Consider the following 15945-nt stretch of genomic DNA (forward strand, 5'->3'; position numbering starts at 1 on the left):
TTATACCTTTCAGCAATATTCGTTACAACACTTACTGATAAGAAAACGTAAAAAAATTTCGATTTGAAACAGGATGCTAACATAACCGATGCTTTTGCTATGAAAACCTTGGTTAAATCCGGATGTAAAGGGGAGTTTTGTAGCAACTCGGTGCTAATTTATTCAATCGAACAATTCATGAATCTGATGGCTACTGAGGAGCGATTTTAGGCGGTTTAAAACGTGAATCCAGCGAGGTAAGCAGAGCCTGTTGTGGAGGAAAAAGTAGGGAAGGGTAAGAAACGCCCCAACGGTGAGGGGCGCTTGCATATTCAATTTACATCGAACGTTGAGGTCTATTTCTTTAGCTCAATTTCTGACTCTACCGCATTGGTTTCGATGTCAGGATTTGAAGACAACTTATCTGTCGCCCAATCGTTCATGTGTTTTAGGATTGCTTTAAGCGCATGCTTTTGCGTTGGGGTGTCACCAGCTTGAACATCTAGTTTTTCTTTTGGGTGTGACCCTGTCGCATCTTCGGCAACGTGTAGCCAATCTGGATGCCAGTAGTAAGGCTGTCCTGATGGCACACTCCACGTATGTACGCCATTGGTCTCGCCTTTATATTTGATGTCATTCTCGTTGTATTTCGTCATTATAATCGTCTCTCATAGTCTATGAGTTGAGGTGTGCATCACCATTAGCCTCTAAATGTAACAGATGGCATGAAAATTAATGTGATAGCAATCTATTTATCCTGTCGATAGATTGCTCACGATGATGCACAGTTCTCATTCAGACATGTTTTGTTCCAAAAGGCTCTCAACCTTGCATAACAGAAGGTTCGCTTCTGGCTATTCACCATTAATGTGCTTAACAATCGCCTCTTTTGCGTGCTCTTCTGTTGGTGTTTCACCTTCTGGAACGACTAGATCCGCTGTTTTGTGCACACCTAGCGCGTCTTCTGCAATATGTAACCAGTCAGGGTGCCAGTAGTAAGGCGTTGTGCTGGCTGGGTGATCCCAGCTGTGTACGCCTTTATGAGCACCTCGGTATGAGAGGTCATCCATAGTAAATACTTTCATCATTTTCTCCCGAAATAAAAGTCATACCTTTGAAAGTATGGAACATAAATTCTCACTTCGTATCGCGAATTGATATCACTAAGATTGATTAATTACGTTTCGAGATTGATAGTCGCGTTATCAGAATACGGGCGCGAAGTATGCTAAGGTTCGCTCGGTCGTGATAAATGAGGGAAACATGAACCGATACCGCCAACTGGCTGAACTGTTCAAAACGCAGATTCAGCAAAACACATGGAGAGCAGGAGAAAAGCTGCCGTCAGTGCGTGTCACCAGCCGAAATCATTCCGTCAGCGCCGGAACGGTGTTACAAGCTTATCAGTTGCTCGAAGCGCAAGGCTGGGTCGCGGCAAAACCTCAGTCTGGCTACTTTGTTACCGCAGAGCTGGATCGTTTGGAACCGAGCCCTCCTGCGACCTCTGTTTATCGCTCTAACATCAATGATGAGCTTTACGACTACCTCAAAAATCAAGCGTCTCCGGATGCGATGAAGTTCGGATCTGCCTTTCCAGATCCTGCGTTGTTTCCATTGGATGCGTTGAATCGCAATCTGGCCAGTTCTGGTAGGAAGATGGGGCCAGAGACGCTATTGGATAACTTACCGCCAGGCTCTGAATCACTGCGTCGTTTGATTGCTCAACGTTACATTCAACAAGGTATGGTGTTAACCCATGATGACATTGTCATTACTTCAGGGGCGTTAGAAGCGTTGAATTTGAGCCTTCAGGCCGTGACACAACCGGGAGATACTATCGTGGTTGAATCGCCAACATTTTACGGAGCGCTTCAAGCGATAGAACGTTTGGGTTTAAAGGCGATAGAAATTTCAGTAGACCCGCGTATCGGGCACTCTTTGCAACAAATTGAAGCTGCTTTTACTGACCATGATGTTCGCGCGTGTTGGTTGATGACGAACTTTCACAACCCAACCGGAACATCATTAAATGATGAGCAGAAGCAGCGCATCGTCGAGCTTGCTGATAAACACGATGTGTATTTGATTGAAGACGATGTGTATTCAGAGCTCTATTTTTCTAACAAGAAACCAAGTTCGCTTAAAACTTTTGATACCCAAGATCGTGTGTTGCATTGCGGGTCATTTTCAAAAAGTCTTTGCCCGGGTTATCGGCTGGGGTGGGTGGTCAACAAGCGCTTTAATGAGCATCTGCAAAAACTGCAACTTATCTCGACTTTGTCAGGTAGTGCACCTATCCAACAAGGTATTGCGCATTATTTGCAAAATGACAGCTATGATAATCACCTTAGAAAACTTCGAAAGAATCTTGAGCAGCGACAATCCACGTTCATTGAACTGATCGATAAGTACTTTCCTAAATCGATTTATTACACACAGCCAGAGGGCGGCTATTTTTTGTGGGTTGAACTGCCGGAATCAAAATGCGGAAAATCGATTTATCAGAAGTTATTGGAAGACAACATCACCGTTGCATTCGGTAAGTTGTTTTCTGTCGGCCCAGATTATGAGAACTACCTAAGGCTTAATACATCGTTACCCTGCAACGATGAACTAGAAGAAGCCGTGAAGACGATCGGAGAATTACTTCACTAGCCAACTGTTTACCTATTTTTTGCTCAAACTGTATCAGTGAACGAATCCGAAGCTGTGTTTCAATTACTAGCAGACAACCATTTTAGGTTAGGAGCAATAATGAAAAAGCAGTTGGTAAAGCATGAACTTAGGCTAATGGGTGTTGCTATCTTTAGCGCATTTTTGTTGGTGTTTGCGCACCTGATATTGGCGAAGTCCTTTTCTCATATGGTTTGGACGGAATACACCGCCGCTGTGATTCCATTCGTAATGTTTGGTTTGTGTGTTGTTGGAGTGAAATACGCCGCGCGAGCAGATAAGGATGAAGACGAAAGCAACAGTTAAATTGTACACGCAGATTGCGAGAAAATTATTCGTACAAAATAAAAGACCTCCACTTGGGAGGTCTTTCTAATTCTGAGTCACTAAAAAGTGATTAGAAGTTCGCAGAGCGAGGTGTACGTGGGAATGGGATCACATCACGAACGTTGCCCATGCCTGTTACGTAAGAGACTAGACGCTCAAAGCCTAGACCAAAGCCAGCGTGTGGCACTGTGCCGTAGCGACGTAGGTCACGGTACCAGCTCATGTGTTCAGGGTCGATGCCCATTTCACGCATACGTGCATCTAGAACGTCTAGACGCTCTTCACGCTGAGAACCACCGATGATTTCACCGATGCCAGGTGCTAGAACGTCCATCGCAGCTACAGTCTTGCCATCGTCGTTCATACGCATGTAGAACGCTTTGATGTCTTTCGGGTAGTTCTTCACGATTACTGGCGCTTTAAAGTGCTCTTCAGCTAGGAAACGCTCGTGCTCAGAAGACATATCGATACCCCATTCAACTGGGAATTCGAACTCGCGACCAGAGTCCAGAAGGATTTGGATCGCGTCAGTGTAGTCAACTTGTGCAAAGTCAGAAGAAACGAATTGCTCTAGACGAGTGATCGCTTGCTTGTCGATACGCTGAGCGAAGAACTCAAGGTCATCGCGACGCTCTTCAAGTACTGCTTTGAACACGTACTTAAGCATGTCTTCAGCCAGTTTCGCTACATCGTCTAGTTCTGCGAACGCAACTTCAGGCTCAACCATCCAGAATTCTGCTAGGTGGCGGCTTGTGTTTGAGTTTTCAGCACGGAAAGTCGGACCGAAAGTGTAAACCTTGCTTAGTGCACAAGCATAAGCTTCCGCGTTTAGCTGACCAGATACGGTTAGGAACGTTTCTTTACCGAAGAAGTCTTCGTTGTAGTCCACTTTGCCTGCGTCTGTGCGAGGTAGGTTTTCCATGTCTAGCGTAGAAACGCGGAACATTTCACCAGCACCTTCTGCATCAGAAGCCGTAATTAGTGGCGCAGAGACCCAAAAGTAGCCTTGCTCGTGGTAGAAACGGTGAATTGCTTGAGATAGACAGTTACGTACACGTGCTACCGCACCGATTACGTTAGTGCGCGGACGTAGGTGCGCAACTTCACGTAGGTACTCGATAGAGTGACGAGTTTTTGCCATTGGGTAAGTTTCAGCATCTTCAACCCAACCTACAACTTTAACGTCAGTTGCAGCCAGTTCGAAGTCCTGACCTTGCGCAGGAGACTCAACAATCTTACCAGTTACTTCAACAGAGCAGCCAGTCGTTAGCTTAAGCACTTCATTGTCGTAATTATTAAGATTATTAGGGACCACGGCCTGAATCGGGTCGAAACAAGAGCCGTCATATATGGCAAGGAAAGAGATTCCAGCTTTGGAATCACGACGTGAACGGATCCAGCCGCGAACAGTTACTTCACTGTCTACTGCTAGCTTACCGCTTAGTACGTCTGATACAGGCGCGTAAGTCATGTTTTAAATATTCTCCATTGAGGTAAAAATTCAACTCAACGCTTATCAAAGTGCTTGTCTCAAAACATTTTTGTTTAAAAAACAAGCGAAGCATTGAGTTGGATAGAATTTTACAGATTCAATGGGACATATTACCCGTCAATTCGTCAGCTTCAACCTTTATATTCAATTTGGACGCGAGAAATTTCCTATTTATTTGCCCTTTGTTGCTCAGAAAGGGTGAATTGGTTAAGTAATTGCTCTAAACGCTCAGAAAGTTCTTCCAAATCGACACTGATATCCCGTGTATGAGAGGCAGATTGAGACGTGTCGTTCGCGTGCAAAGTAATCACGTCGATTTTCGATTGAATGTGCTTGCTGACATCCGAGGTGGTTTGAGTTTGCAGTTGGATGTTTTCTGCGTGTTTCAGCACTTGATGCATCTCGTCTACAACATTGTGCATGGTTTCAGACAGCGCTTCGACATCCAGTGAACGTTGATGAGCAAATTGACAAACATGATCGACCGACGACAGAGACTCTTCGCTGCCTTGCTGAAATTGGGAAATGATGTTTTCAATGTTGCTGGTGGCTTCGGCGGTACGTGAGGCCAGATTTCTCACTTCATCGGCAACGACTGCAAAGCCACGACCTTGCTCTCCGGCGCGTGCCGCTTCGATTGCTGCGTTTAGAGCGAGTAGGTTAGTTTGTTCGGCGATGCCTTTGATCACACCGAGTATTGAGGAAACTTCTTCGGTTCTCTGATTTAGAGACGTAATCTTCTCACGCACTTGTTCAATGTTGCTGACTAAGCTCTTGATGTCTTCGCTGACATTGTGTGCTTGGCTGGCGCTGTTTGCAGCTACGTCAACGGTGTGGTTTACCAACGTCGTTGCGTTGATTGTTGCTTCTTCAACCACGACTTGCTGCTGCAACATATCAATAATGTTGTTTTGCACTTCATTGGTTTCTAATTGCTGATTGTTTGCTGCTTCATCAGTGGATTGAGCAACGTCGGTGAGACGACCCGCAGACCCTGCTAACGAGTGTGAGGTGTCTTGCACGCGCTCAAGACTTTCCGAAACGGTATCCATAAAGGAATTAATAGATTGGGAAAGTTGGCCAACTTCGTCATTTTGTTTATGGACAAGTCTCTGGGAGAGATCTTTGCTGGCACTAACGTTCGACATAAAGTGCGAGGTTTTTTGAATTGGTCGCACGATGATCTTACGAATCAAGCCCATGGTGATGAGAAAACCAACCAACGCAATGGCAGACATGATGCCCATCGCGTACATCGCTTGTTTATTGATCATCGAACTCACGTGGTTCATGTTGTATTCCAAGCGAATCGCGCCCAATACTTCACCTTCTGGCGCGACATGGCAAGAAACACAATTGGTGCCGCGATAGTTTTGGCTCGATTTCATTGGCAGCGCCACAACAATGCCTTTGCCCCAGTCCGCAGTAATTGGTTCTATCACTAGCTCGCCCGCTAGTGCACGCTGATCAATCTCATCAATAGGTTGCTGATTGGATTGCCCTGCACCGTACAGCTTTGTAACGGCATCGGCACGTAGCACTCGAACTTGCTCAATACCTTCTTGAGCGAGTGCTTTTTGTCGCAGTGTTTCCTTTTGAGACATGGTGCCAGTGAGCATCATCATGTTCAGACTATCGAAGTAGTTGCTGGCTTTGTCGTGCAGTTGTTCACTAAGAACATCATTTATCAGCGTTTTTTGTTGATAGTGTTGGTACGCCGTCGACGCGGCGAGAACACAGCTAAAAACGACAATTAACGCAAGCAGGAGCTTAAAGGTAATAGTTGAGCGCATATTCTTATAAGTGTAATTGGAACGAACTGCACAATATTAGTCTTCTCGCATAGGTTGCGCGATGAGCGAAATGAATGATTGTGACCCTACACATGTTGGGGATATGTAATTGTGATGTGAGTGCTGTGTAATCAAATGTTTGGCGCATGACAAAAATGCGACGCTTTGGTGTACGTGATGGCAAAGAGGTCAGGAATAAGCGGCAGTTTTTGCTACGCTTGTATGGGGTAACGCTTGTCTCTTGGCAGCGAATTCCTTAGTATTGCCTGTCTTTTTTAAAGCCTGAGAATCAAGATGAAAACAGAATTGTACAAAGAGTTTATGTTCGAAGCGGCACACCATTTGCCACACGTACCAGAAGGTCACAAGTGTGGTCGTTTGCACGGACACTCTTTCCTTGTTCGTCTTTATGTAGAAGGTGAAGTTGATCCACATACAGGTTGGGTTGTGGATTTTGCAGAGATAAAAGCTGCATTTAAACCAATTTACAATCGCTTAGACCACTACTACCTAAACGACATCGAAGGTCTGGAAAACCCGACCAGCGAAGTGTTAGCGAAATGGATTTGGCAACAACTAAAACCAAACCTACCGCTACTAAGCAAAGTAGAGATCAAAGAAACTTGTACAGCAGGTTGTATCTACAAGGGTGAATAATCTTCGTAGTAATCCCATGTTCAATAACAAAGGCAAGCGTATCGCTTGCCTTTGTTTTACCTAGCGTTTGGTTATTGAGCGTTTAACCAAGCGGGTGACGCATCAACCACTCTTTTTCTTGCTCGCCATAAATGGCTTTTTCTGTGTTGGTAAAGCCACAAGCCAAGAAAAAGTCGAGTGCACCTTGATGGCTATTTGGTACCGTCACGCAGAGCGAGGTGCTCTCTGGGTCGATGGTATATGCGTACACAAACAGTTTTTTCAGCGCCTCTGCACCAATACCTTGGCGTTGAAAGCGGCGATCAATCATCAAATAATTAAGGCCCAACTCATGCCGCATTGCAAAAGGAGCATGCTGAGCAAACCCTTTATCGATGATCAGATAGCCGACGGTTAGGTAGTCCGAATAAATAGTAAAAAATACTTCTGACTTGTTTCGCTTTTGGTAAGCCTGTTCAAACGGCTTGGCAAATCCTATTTGCTCTTCCTGCACGTCCAATTGCATCAAACTCGAAAAATCTTTCAGTTTGGTTGGTTTAATAGCAATCATGGTTTCAATCACGAGTGGGTGGTGGATGGTCTCACCACCTAACAAAAATGTACGAACGTCTTTAACTTTCATCCAGTTATAGACGCTAGTGATACCCAAATCACTTCGCACACTTAGCGCGAATACATTATGAAGTCATTTGGGTATCAGCTAGTTTAAGTAACTCGCGGCATTAAGAAAAGCTAGAAATGCAGAGGATAGAAGTAACCTTGATGAATGTAGGCTCCTAACGTTGTGAGTAAGTGAGCACTATCTGCGGTTTCGACGCCTTCGACGATGACTGTGCAGCGGTAAGTGTTTCCCATCGCAATCAACTGACGCAGCGTTTCCACTTTCTTATCATCCGACTTTAAACCAATCACAAACTCCCGATCTATTTTCAAATAATCTGGATTGATTTTGCTGATAAGTGACACGTTGTTGTTGCCAGTACCAAAGTCATCAATGCTGATTTTGCAGTTCAGTAATTTTAGTTTCGCGACGTTGTCGTAGATCTCGGAGGTGTAGTACATGGACGCGTTCTCCGTGATTTCGATGGTCAGTAAACGGCAGTCTCTGCTCGCGAGTTCTTGATAAAGAGTTGAGAAGTTTCTACCTCGTAGAAGAGAAGGGCACACATTGATGCTGATGGGTACCAACAAAGTCGGCTGTTTGGCGTAAATTGCTCGGATCACCAAGATCGTGTGGATCAAAAGCAGTCCATTGCTGATGAGTGTTTCGATGAACCTTTGGGTGTTCTTCACTTTGAATCGAGAAAGGGCTTCGTAGTGAATATTTTGCTGCGTTGAGGTGTTGTAGATCGGTTCGAGCTTGATATGAAATTCTCGAATAGCAAACAGATACGTGATGAACGCTTGTAGCGACCGATGCCTTAGTATCACTAAAAAGAACAGGCTCAACAAAATGATGCTCTTAAAAGGTCCTGAGATGTAATACACCTCTTTATAGCCTGTATCTTTAATTTGATAGTGAAAGTATCGCCCGTTGGTGTTGCCAATTTCGAACGATGTACCTGTGTTGGTGTAAAGCTTCATCCCTGAAAGGAAAAAGCGCGAGATGTGGCTCTCCACGTTATTCTGTAAGTTGATGTTTTTCACACGAACTAAAATGGTGGCGTTGTTGATGTCGAAGGATTGAGTCGTGTAATTGCTGTTATCGCTCCACTCGTTGAACGCTTTTTGGCTGACGGGAACCACCGCCTCTGGAGTGACCAAGCAGCGGATATTAAAGCGATCCAACATCATGCTGGATTCAACGAGCTTTACGTTATCAAACAACCCTTTTAGTTGGTCTTCATCAGCATAGCAACTCATCTGAGACAGGCTGTCGGCAATGTCCAATGCGCTATCTAAATAGTTGTGTTTCACAATGCTGTTGATGGCGTAATAGCAGACCGAGAAAAAGATAGCTGTAGTAACCAGCAACACCCAAGCGATGTCTGTATATATCCTTTTATTCCGCAAGCAAATACGAAGGGCTTTTCTGACGCTGTTTTTCGTGTGTTGGTTGATTCTCTTTTGTTGATAGATGCCGCTTTGGTGAGTATGTTGCATGGTAAAAGGGATGAAATATCCCGTCCTGTGAATGTTTTCTATGATGTTTCTCGTGGGAGAAACGTGATCTTCCGTGAGCTTGCGAAACTTCTTTCTCAATGCTGCCACCGCGTTTTTAAATCCATTTTCTGGCAAAGCCATCTTGTAGTGTTGAGTGATTTTTCTCTCAATAACGCGCTGACTGATCGGCGCATTTAAGCTGCCGTAAGTAGCAATAGTTGAAAGAATGGCATACTCATTTGAACTAACAGGGATGGCGTGGTGGAGTGTGTTGTTGATCTCTAAAGAAATGTCGTTTTCGGACAAGCAAACGCAGATTTGGTTTCCAAGTTCAAACCTAATCATGTGTTGATAAGCTCCAATTTAAATTTTGGCTACGTTATCAATAATGAGAAGTGAAGGGTGTGATTTTGTACGGGGATATCCTAAACATTTGGATATAGTAACAGTTTTAGTTTTTTTTATGAGCTACAGCGAGAGTAGGCTCTGACTGGTTTTTAGCCGGAACAAACAAAAATATGGGCAGGAATAAGGCAATGACGGGTGATGCTTCAAATGCATTTGAATGCGCATGCCTCATCGTATTTTGGATAAAAAAAGCCCGAGTATTCACTCGGGCTTATCGATATCTTTTTTATAACGAGACGATTAGCAAATCACTTTGATCGCTAGACCGCCTTGAGAAGTTTCGCGGTATTTCGCGTTCATGTCCTTACCAGTCTCTAGCATTGTTTCGATAACTTTATCTAGAGATACAGTAGGAGCAGAAGAACGACGTAGTGCCATACGAGTTGAGTTGATCGCTTTTACAGCTGCGATACCGTTACGCTCGATACATGGAACTTGAACCTGACCTGCAACTGGGTCACAAGTTAGACCTAGGTTGTGCTCCATCGCGATTTCTGCTGCCATACATACTTGCTCTGGGCTACCACCCATAAGCTCTGCAAGACCAGCTGCCGCCATAGAACATGCCACACCAACTTCACCCTGACAGCCAACCTCTGCACCAGAGATTGACGCGTTGCGCTTGTAAAGACCACCGATTGCACCAGAAGCAGCAAAGTAACGGATGTAATCTTTTTCAGTCACAGTTTGGATGAACTTGTCGTAGTAAGCCAATACTGCTGGGATGATGCCACAAGCGCCGTTAGTCGGTGCGGTAACAACACGGCCACCGGCTGCATTCTCTTCGTTTACTGCGAAAGCGAACATGTTTACCCAGTCAACAACAGACATTGGGTCGTTTGTTGTTTTCTCAGAAGTAAGCAGTTGCTGACGAAGTGCTGCAGCACGACGAGGTACACGTAGTGGACCAGGCAGAATGCCTTCTTCGTTCATACCGCGATCCATACATTCGCGCATCGTGCGCCAGATGTTCGCGAAGTAAGTACGAGTTTCTTCGTCTGAGTGAAGTGCTTGTTCGTTCTTCATCACTAGCGCGCTGATAGAAAGACCGCTTTCTTTACACTGGTTAACCAGCTCTTCAGCTGTTGTGAACTCGTAAGGAACCTTGATTGGGTTCTCAGCTTCTTTACCGAAGTTCTCTTCATCAACGATGAAGCCACCACCGATAGAGTAGTAAGTTTTTGAGTACACTTTTTCGTCATCAATCCAAGCGTGGATTTGCATGCCGTTTTCGTGTAGCTCAAGGTTCGTTTTGTGGAAGTTCATTCCACCTTCACGTGGGAACGATACTGTATGACAGTGCATGCCAACAGGAAGGCGCTCAGTTTCTTCTACGCGAGCGATGAAGCCCGGAATAGAATCGATATCAACTTTCTCAGGGGAGTTGCCCGCAAGACCCATGATGATAGCAATATCTGTGTGGTGACCTTTCCCTGTCAGTGATAGTGATCCATAAACGTCAACGGTGATTTTAGTGATGTCGCGCAGTTTTCCCATTGCACGAAGATCATCAATAAACTCTTTACCCGCTTTCATTGGGCCTACAGTGTGTGAGCTTGAAGGACCAACACCGATTTTATAGATATCAAAAACACTAATCATATCGATTACCTCAGAAGAAAGCCTCCCAAGGGGAGTTGGGAGGCTTAATTTTATCGTTATATTTTTGGATTAATCATTCTGTTAAAAAACAGGGATGATTAAAGAGCGCCGTAGATTACAGAAGTAATTGCTGCAAGACCACAGATTGCTGTGAAAATTTGCACAGGTGCTGAAGTTTTGTACTTCGCCATTGCTGGAACTTTTTGCATCGCGAATACCGGCATCAAGAATAGGATTGCCGCAATCATTGGCGCGCCCATTGTTTCGATCATGCCTAGGATGCTTGGGTTAACGATAGCCACAATCCAAGTAGTGATAACGATGAACAGTAGAGAACCTTTTTCGATCTTGCTTACTGGAGATTGTGAGCGAGATTTGATTAGACCTACTAGACCTTCGTGTGCACCTAGGAAGTGACCGAAGTAGCTAGAAGTGATCGCCGCGAATGCAACCAATGGACCCATGTAAGAGATCAGTGGAGATTCGTGGATGTTCGCTAGGTAAGAAAGTACAGAGATGTTTTGTTCTTTCGCAGATGCTAGTTGCTCTGGAGATAGAGAAAGTACTACAGAGAATACGAAGAACATAACAAAGCCCATTAGCATCATCGCTGCACCGCCAGTGATCATGTCTGTTTTCTTGTAAGCTTCGTCGCCGTATTGCATGCGTTGCTCTTTAGAGAACTGAGAAATGATTGGGCTGTGGTTGAATGAGAATACGATGATAGGAATTGCTAACCAAACGATAGTTGGCATTGCAGCCCAGTCTGGAGCCACTTCAATCATAGACGTGTTCCACTCAGGGATTAGGTAGAAAGACAACGCCAATAGGATGAACACTAGAGGGTAAACCATTGCTGAAGTTGCTTTCAGCATCAGTTCTTTACCGAATACTACGCCTGCTGTCATTGCTGCGATAAGCGCACCAGAAAGTAGCCAGCGAGGAATCGATTCCATGCCCATTTGGTTAACTAGGAAAGAGTCAACCGTGTTTGTGATACCAACACCGTAGATAAGTACGATTGGGTAAATAGCGAAGAAGTATGCGAACGTAATAAGGTTTGCGCCAGTTTTACCGAAGTGTTCTTCTACTGTGTCAGTGATGTCTGCTTCTGGGTTCTTAGCTGAAAGAACGAAGCGAGCTAGAGATTTGTGTGCGAACCAAGTCATTGGTGCCGCGATTAGAGCTAGGATTACTAATGGCCAAAAACCACCCGCACCAGCTTTAATAGGAAGGAAAAGTACACCTGCACCTACTGCCGTGCCGAACAGAGACAGACACCAGGTGAAGTCTTTGTAAGTAAACTTACTAGACGATTGTGCGGTAGAAACCGCAGAAGTAGTTGTATTCATTTTTGAGTTACTCATTTTGGGAACAGGAAATAAGTCGCGGGCAATTTTGCAAGATTTTACACTAGGAAAATTAGATCTAAATCATGTATTGCTCGTGCTTATTGAATGATATGTCAAAAACCTGCTTTTTATCACGAAAATGATGTGCTACTCGTGATTATTGCTAATGAGTAAAATTAGAAAAACTTATCAATAGGGCGATTTGTATAAATTTATTTCACCGCAAGCGTTTGCGGTGAAAATGGCAAATTAATCTAATGTGAATGAATGTTTATGAAGTAACGTTTTATTAATATTGATGCACATAATGATCGCATTGGTCGTATGATCATTATCGAATGAAAGAGGAGAGATTTAGCCGGAAATGATGTGCTTTTGCATCGACTCAATGATCTGCGCCGTCATGCCCCAGATGAAATGTTGACGATATGGGATAGCAAATACACGATGACTGCTTCTTTTTAACTCAAACTTACTGCTGTAGAGCTTATTTGGGTTCAAAATATGGTTGGCTGGTACCTCAAAAACCGACTCGACCTCATTTGGGTCAATATGCGTTTTATAATCCGGAGAAATAAAGGCCAAAAATGGTGTCACATTAAATTGACTAATCGTTGGCAGTTTTGGCAACTGACCGAACACATGAATGTGTTTATCTTCTATACCGACCTCTTCATTAGTCTCACGAAGCGCCGTATTCACCAGATGGATATCTTCGGGTTCAAACTTACCGCCAGGAAAGCTGATTTGCCCTGGATGATGCCGAAGATGTTCGGCTCGCTTGGTCAAAATCACTTGTAGGCCTTCAGGTCTATCCACAAAACCAATCAGAACCGCGGCGTCTCGAAGCGGTTTACCTTTCATAAAATTCAGGCGGGCAAGAGACTCCTTGTGATACCCCGTCGGAAGATGAAATTGAAAGTTCTGCAGCAATTTTGTTTTGTCGATAACCAAACCGAACCCCTAATTTTCGTGTCTACTCATTATTATACACCCAAGATAATAACCCTAAACTCCGGAAGCGAGCGTGCTTGAGTGAGAAAATGAGTGGTGAGTGCACTCCGCCTCATCGTTAATAAAACAGTAAGCTCAAATGTTAAAGGAAAATCGCTTCACATCTAGGCAACCTTTTGCTTTGTGCTTTGTGTCTCACTCTGCCGAAGCATATTGATTTGAAACTTATAGGGTTATACACCATTCTTATTTTTAAGGCGTTGCAATGAGGTTGGTGTTTGCCAATGAAAGGGATAATCTTTACCGAGTTCATGGAGTTAGTGGAAAGCAAATTTGGACTTGAAGTGCTTGACCAAGTGCTCGAACTTTCCGATGACGAAGGGGTATATACCTCTGTCGGCAGTTATGATCACCGAGACTTAGTCAAACTGATCGTCAATCTCAGCAAAGTTTCTGATATTCCCCCAGAGCAGTTACAAGAAGTGTTTGGTGAAAGCGTATTTTTGAACCTGCTACGCTCCATTCCCAGTCATGCAAGCTTGCAGCAGTGCGACAATACCTTTCAATTTGTTCGACATGTAGAAAGCTTTATTCATGTAGAAGTTAAAAAACTTTACCCAGACGCCAATCCGCCTAAGTTCGATTTTATCAGCGAAACACAGTCAGAACTGGTGTTCGACTACCACAGTGCAAGGTGTATGGCGCATGTTTGTTTGGGGTTGCTCAAAGGCTGTGCTGCACACTTTGGACAGGTCATTCATATTACGCATCAAAACCAAACTGAAGACGGAAGCCAAGTTCGATTTTGGCTGGAGGCACAATAAGAAGAGTATGACGGGTAACTCCTCATTAGAAAGGAAACTCAAACGAGAAATCGCCTCAAGAAAGGCGGCAGAACTGCTTTTAGAGCAAAAAAGTTATGAGCTCTACGAATCGACGCAAAAATTGAGTGTCGCGTTAAAGAAGCTAGAACTTCGATCGGAAAGCGATCTGCGCAAGTTTGAGTTTGAAGAAAAAATTGATGCCACGCTTATTCGGTTTGGACGGACATTCCTTTCCAGCACTTTCGACGAGACAATGATTGCCAGTTTTCTTGAGCAACTGACGTCCAATTCCGTTATTACCGCTTCGTATTTATACCTTGATCCTGTCCAACTCACTTCTTTACGTCGTTATCATTTCGGGCATTTGGATCTAAAAAGTGACAAACCTATCGCTCGAACACCCAATTGGCAGAATGAGGCGCTACATTTACCCATCATCATTGATGAGCGAGTCGTTGGCGAACTGATATTTTCAGTGTCGTTGGAACAAATTGAGCAAGCTTTTATCTCCAAACAAATGGAACTGGTTTCTGATTTGGTTCACGGCGTGATCAGCCGTCACCTCAGCCTTGAACGTGAAGTCGAGTTAAGAAAGCGAGCGGAAGAGTCAGAAAAAGCGACGAAAGAGTTTGTCGCAATGATTAATCACGAGTTAAGAACGCCACTTAATGGCGTACTCGGCAGCGCAGAGCTGTTAAGCAAAACTCAGTTGGGAGAAGATCAACGGCAATATCTCGGTAATTTGATTCAGTCGGGCGATTTACTTCGCGTCATCATCAGCGACTTGCTCGATTTCAGCAAGATGAATGCTGGCATGATGGAAATTATCGACAAGGTTTTTGCGTGGGATGATCTCGAAAAAGCCATTACGGGCGTATTTGCTGCGAAAGCGGCAGAGAAGCGCATTCATTTTTCTATCGACAAGAAGTTAGGCATTCCGGAGTTTCTGATTGGCGATTTAGAACGAATCACCCAAATCTTAGTCAATCTGATTGGGAACGCGATCAAATTTACCCATTTGGGCGGCGTGGTCTTGCGAGTCGAGTGGGTAAACGGCACTGCGTTTTTTGAGGTGGAAGATACCGGGATTGGGATACCGTTAGCGGCGCAAAGTTCGTTGTTTGACCCTTTTGTACAAGTTGACCGCTCGGCAAAACGCAGTTTTGAAGGCTCAGGTTTGGGCTTAGCGATTTGTAAGAACCTCGTGGATTTAATGCAAGGTGAGATCAGTTTCGAAAGTGAAGAGCGCAAAGGTACAACCTTTAAAGTTTCCATCCCTTTAAAAGAGGGGCAAGCTCAAGGCGCAGCGTTGGGGGAGTTGGCTGTTGTCGAACGAAGCGACTTAGCTGGGCGCTCGATATTGGTGGTGGATGATATACGAATGAACCAAGTCATTGTGACTCAGATGCTGAAAAAGCTCGACATTACTCCTGATTTAAAAGCCAATGGTTTGGAAGCGCTAGAAGCGGTTAAAAACAAAGATTACGAATTGATATTTATGGATTGTCGAATGCCGGAAATGGATGGTTACGAAGCAACGGCTCACTTGCGACAAAAAGGCTTCGACCGTCCAATCATCGCCTTAACAGCAGGCACAACGATTGAAGAACGTCAAAAGTGCATTGATTCAGGCATGGACGACATCCTCACTAAGCCGTACACCGCAACCGATATTGAGCAGATCATGTGTAAGTGGCTCGAGCAGTAGACGCTGCCGCTGACTCTTAAAAAAACGGATGCTTGTTGGCTAACGGCTAACCGCTAACCGCTAAAGGGCATAC

The 15945-nt window shown here is 44.4% G+C and carries 14 protein-coding genes; 5 read left to right on the forward strand and 9 right to left on the reverse strand.

The window, feature by feature from the left end; translation table 11 throughout:
* Positions 1-335 precede the first annotated feature (335 nt).
* Positions 336-635 carry a hypothetical protein gene (locus NL646_RS13000; RefSeq protein WP_005458048.1) on the reverse strand — a complete coding sequence of 100 codons (300 nt, stop codon included), beginning with the start codon at positions 633-635 and terminating at the stop codon, positions 336-338.
* Between the two features lie 198 nt (positions 636-833).
* On the reverse strand, positions 834-1064 hold the full coding sequence (locus NL646_RS13005; protein ID WP_005483298.1) for a hypothetical protein: 231 nt from the start codon (positions 1062-1064) through the stop codon (positions 834-836).
* Between the two features lie 178 nt (positions 1065-1242).
* On the opposite strand from NL646_RS13005, the gene NL646_RS13010 reads away from it, so the two are divergent.
* Together NL646_RS13010 and NL646_RS13015 are read left to right on the forward strand one after the other, a co-directional pair.
* Positions 1243-2634, forward strand: a complete 1392-nt coding sequence (locus tag NL646_RS13010) for a PLP-dependent aminotransferase family protein (protein ID WP_024702483.1) — start codon at positions 1243-1245, stop codon at positions 2632-2634.
* 99 nt (positions 2635-2733) lie between these two features.
* Positions 2734-2958, forward strand: coding sequence for a hypothetical protein (locus NL646_RS13015; protein WP_005485465.1), 225 nt, complete (start codon positions 2734-2736; stop codon positions 2956-2958).
* A 91-nt stretch (positions 2959-3049) separates the two neighbouring features.
* Here the strand turns inward: NL646_RS13015 and asnS are convergent, their stop codons facing one another.
* Both asnS and NL646_RS13025 read right to left on the reverse strand, forming a co-directional pair.
* Positions 3050-4450 carry an asparagine--tRNA ligase gene (gene asnS / locus NL646_RS13020; protein WP_005458036.1) on the reverse strand — a complete coding sequence of 467 codons (1401 nt, stop codon included), beginning with the start codon at positions 4448-4450 and terminating at the stop codon, positions 3050-3052.
* A 188-nt stretch (positions 4451-4638) separates the two neighbouring features.
* Positions 4639-6264 (reverse strand): methyl-accepting chemotaxis protein, encoded by a 1626-nt coding sequence (locus tag NL646_RS13025; RefSeq protein WP_029851040.1) that lies wholly within the window; start codon positions 6262-6264, stop codon positions 4639-4641.
* A gap of 294 nt (positions 6265-6558) precedes the next feature.
* Here NL646_RS13025 and queD point away from each other — a divergent pair, with 294 nt between their 5' ends.
* Complete coding sequence (gene queD / locus NL646_RS13030) at positions 6559-6921, forward strand: 6-carboxytetrahydropterin synthase QueD (RefSeq protein ID WP_005494779.1); 363 nt, start codon at positions 6559-6561, stop codon at positions 6919-6921.
* 82 nt (positions 6922-7003) lie between these two features.
* Here the strand turns inward: queD and NL646_RS13035 are convergent, their stop codons facing one another.
* The 5 genes from NL646_RS13035 to NL646_RS13055 form a co-directional block, all read right to left on the reverse strand.
* Positions 7004-7471 (reverse strand): N-acetyltransferase, encoded by a 468-nt coding sequence (locus NL646_RS13035; RefSeq protein WP_021447722.1) that lies wholly within the window; start codon positions 7469-7471, stop codon positions 7004-7006.
* A 182-nt stretch (positions 7472-7653) separates the two neighbouring features.
* Positions 7654-9369, reverse strand: coding sequence for an EAL domain-containing protein (locus NL646_RS13040; protein WP_025795025.1), 1716 nt, complete (start codon positions 9367-9369; stop codon positions 7654-7656).
* A 303-nt stretch (positions 9370-9672) separates the two neighbouring features.
* Positions 9673-11034: an L-serine ammonia-lyase gene (locus tag NL646_RS13045; protein ID WP_005483216.1), complete on the reverse strand. Its 1362-nt coding sequence runs from the start codon at positions 11032-11034 to the stop codon at positions 9673-9675.
* Between the two features lie 98 nt (positions 11035-11132).
* Positions 11133-12386 carry a serine transporter gene (locus NL646_RS13050; RefSeq protein WP_005458812.1) on the reverse strand — a complete coding sequence of 418 codons (1254 nt, stop codon included), beginning with the start codon at positions 12384-12386 and terminating at the stop codon, positions 11133-11135.
* Positions 12387-12740: 354 nt separating this feature from the next.
* Entirely contained in the window at positions 12741-13340 is a 600-nt protein-coding gene (locus NL646_RS13055) for a CoA pyrophosphatase (protein WP_005458814.1), read from the reverse strand.
* A gap of 284 nt (positions 13341-13624) precedes the next feature.
* Here NL646_RS13055 and NL646_RS13060 point away from each other — a divergent pair, with 284 nt between their 5' ends.
* Together NL646_RS13060 and NL646_RS13065 are read left to right on the forward strand one after the other, a co-directional pair.
* The gene (locus NL646_RS13060; RefSeq protein ID WP_015296942.1) at positions 13625-14164 is read left to right on the forward strand and encodes a heme NO-binding domain-containing protein; all 540 of its coding nucleotides are present in this window, start codon (positions 13625-13627) and stop codon (positions 14162-14164) included.
* A gap of 7 nt (positions 14165-14171) precedes the next feature.
* Positions 14172-15872 (forward strand): ATP-binding protein, encoded by a 1701-nt coding sequence (locus NL646_RS13065; protein WP_253664310.1) that lies wholly within the window; start codon positions 14172-14174, stop codon positions 15870-15872.
* Positions 15873-15945: the final 73 nt, after the last annotated feature.

The organism is Vibrio sp. Y20_XG_PY13 (genome assembly GCF_024181925.1).
Classification (GTDB): domain Bacteria; phylum Pseudomonadota; class Gammaproteobacteria; order Enterobacterales; family Vibrionaceae; genus Vibrio; species Vibrio parahaemolyticus.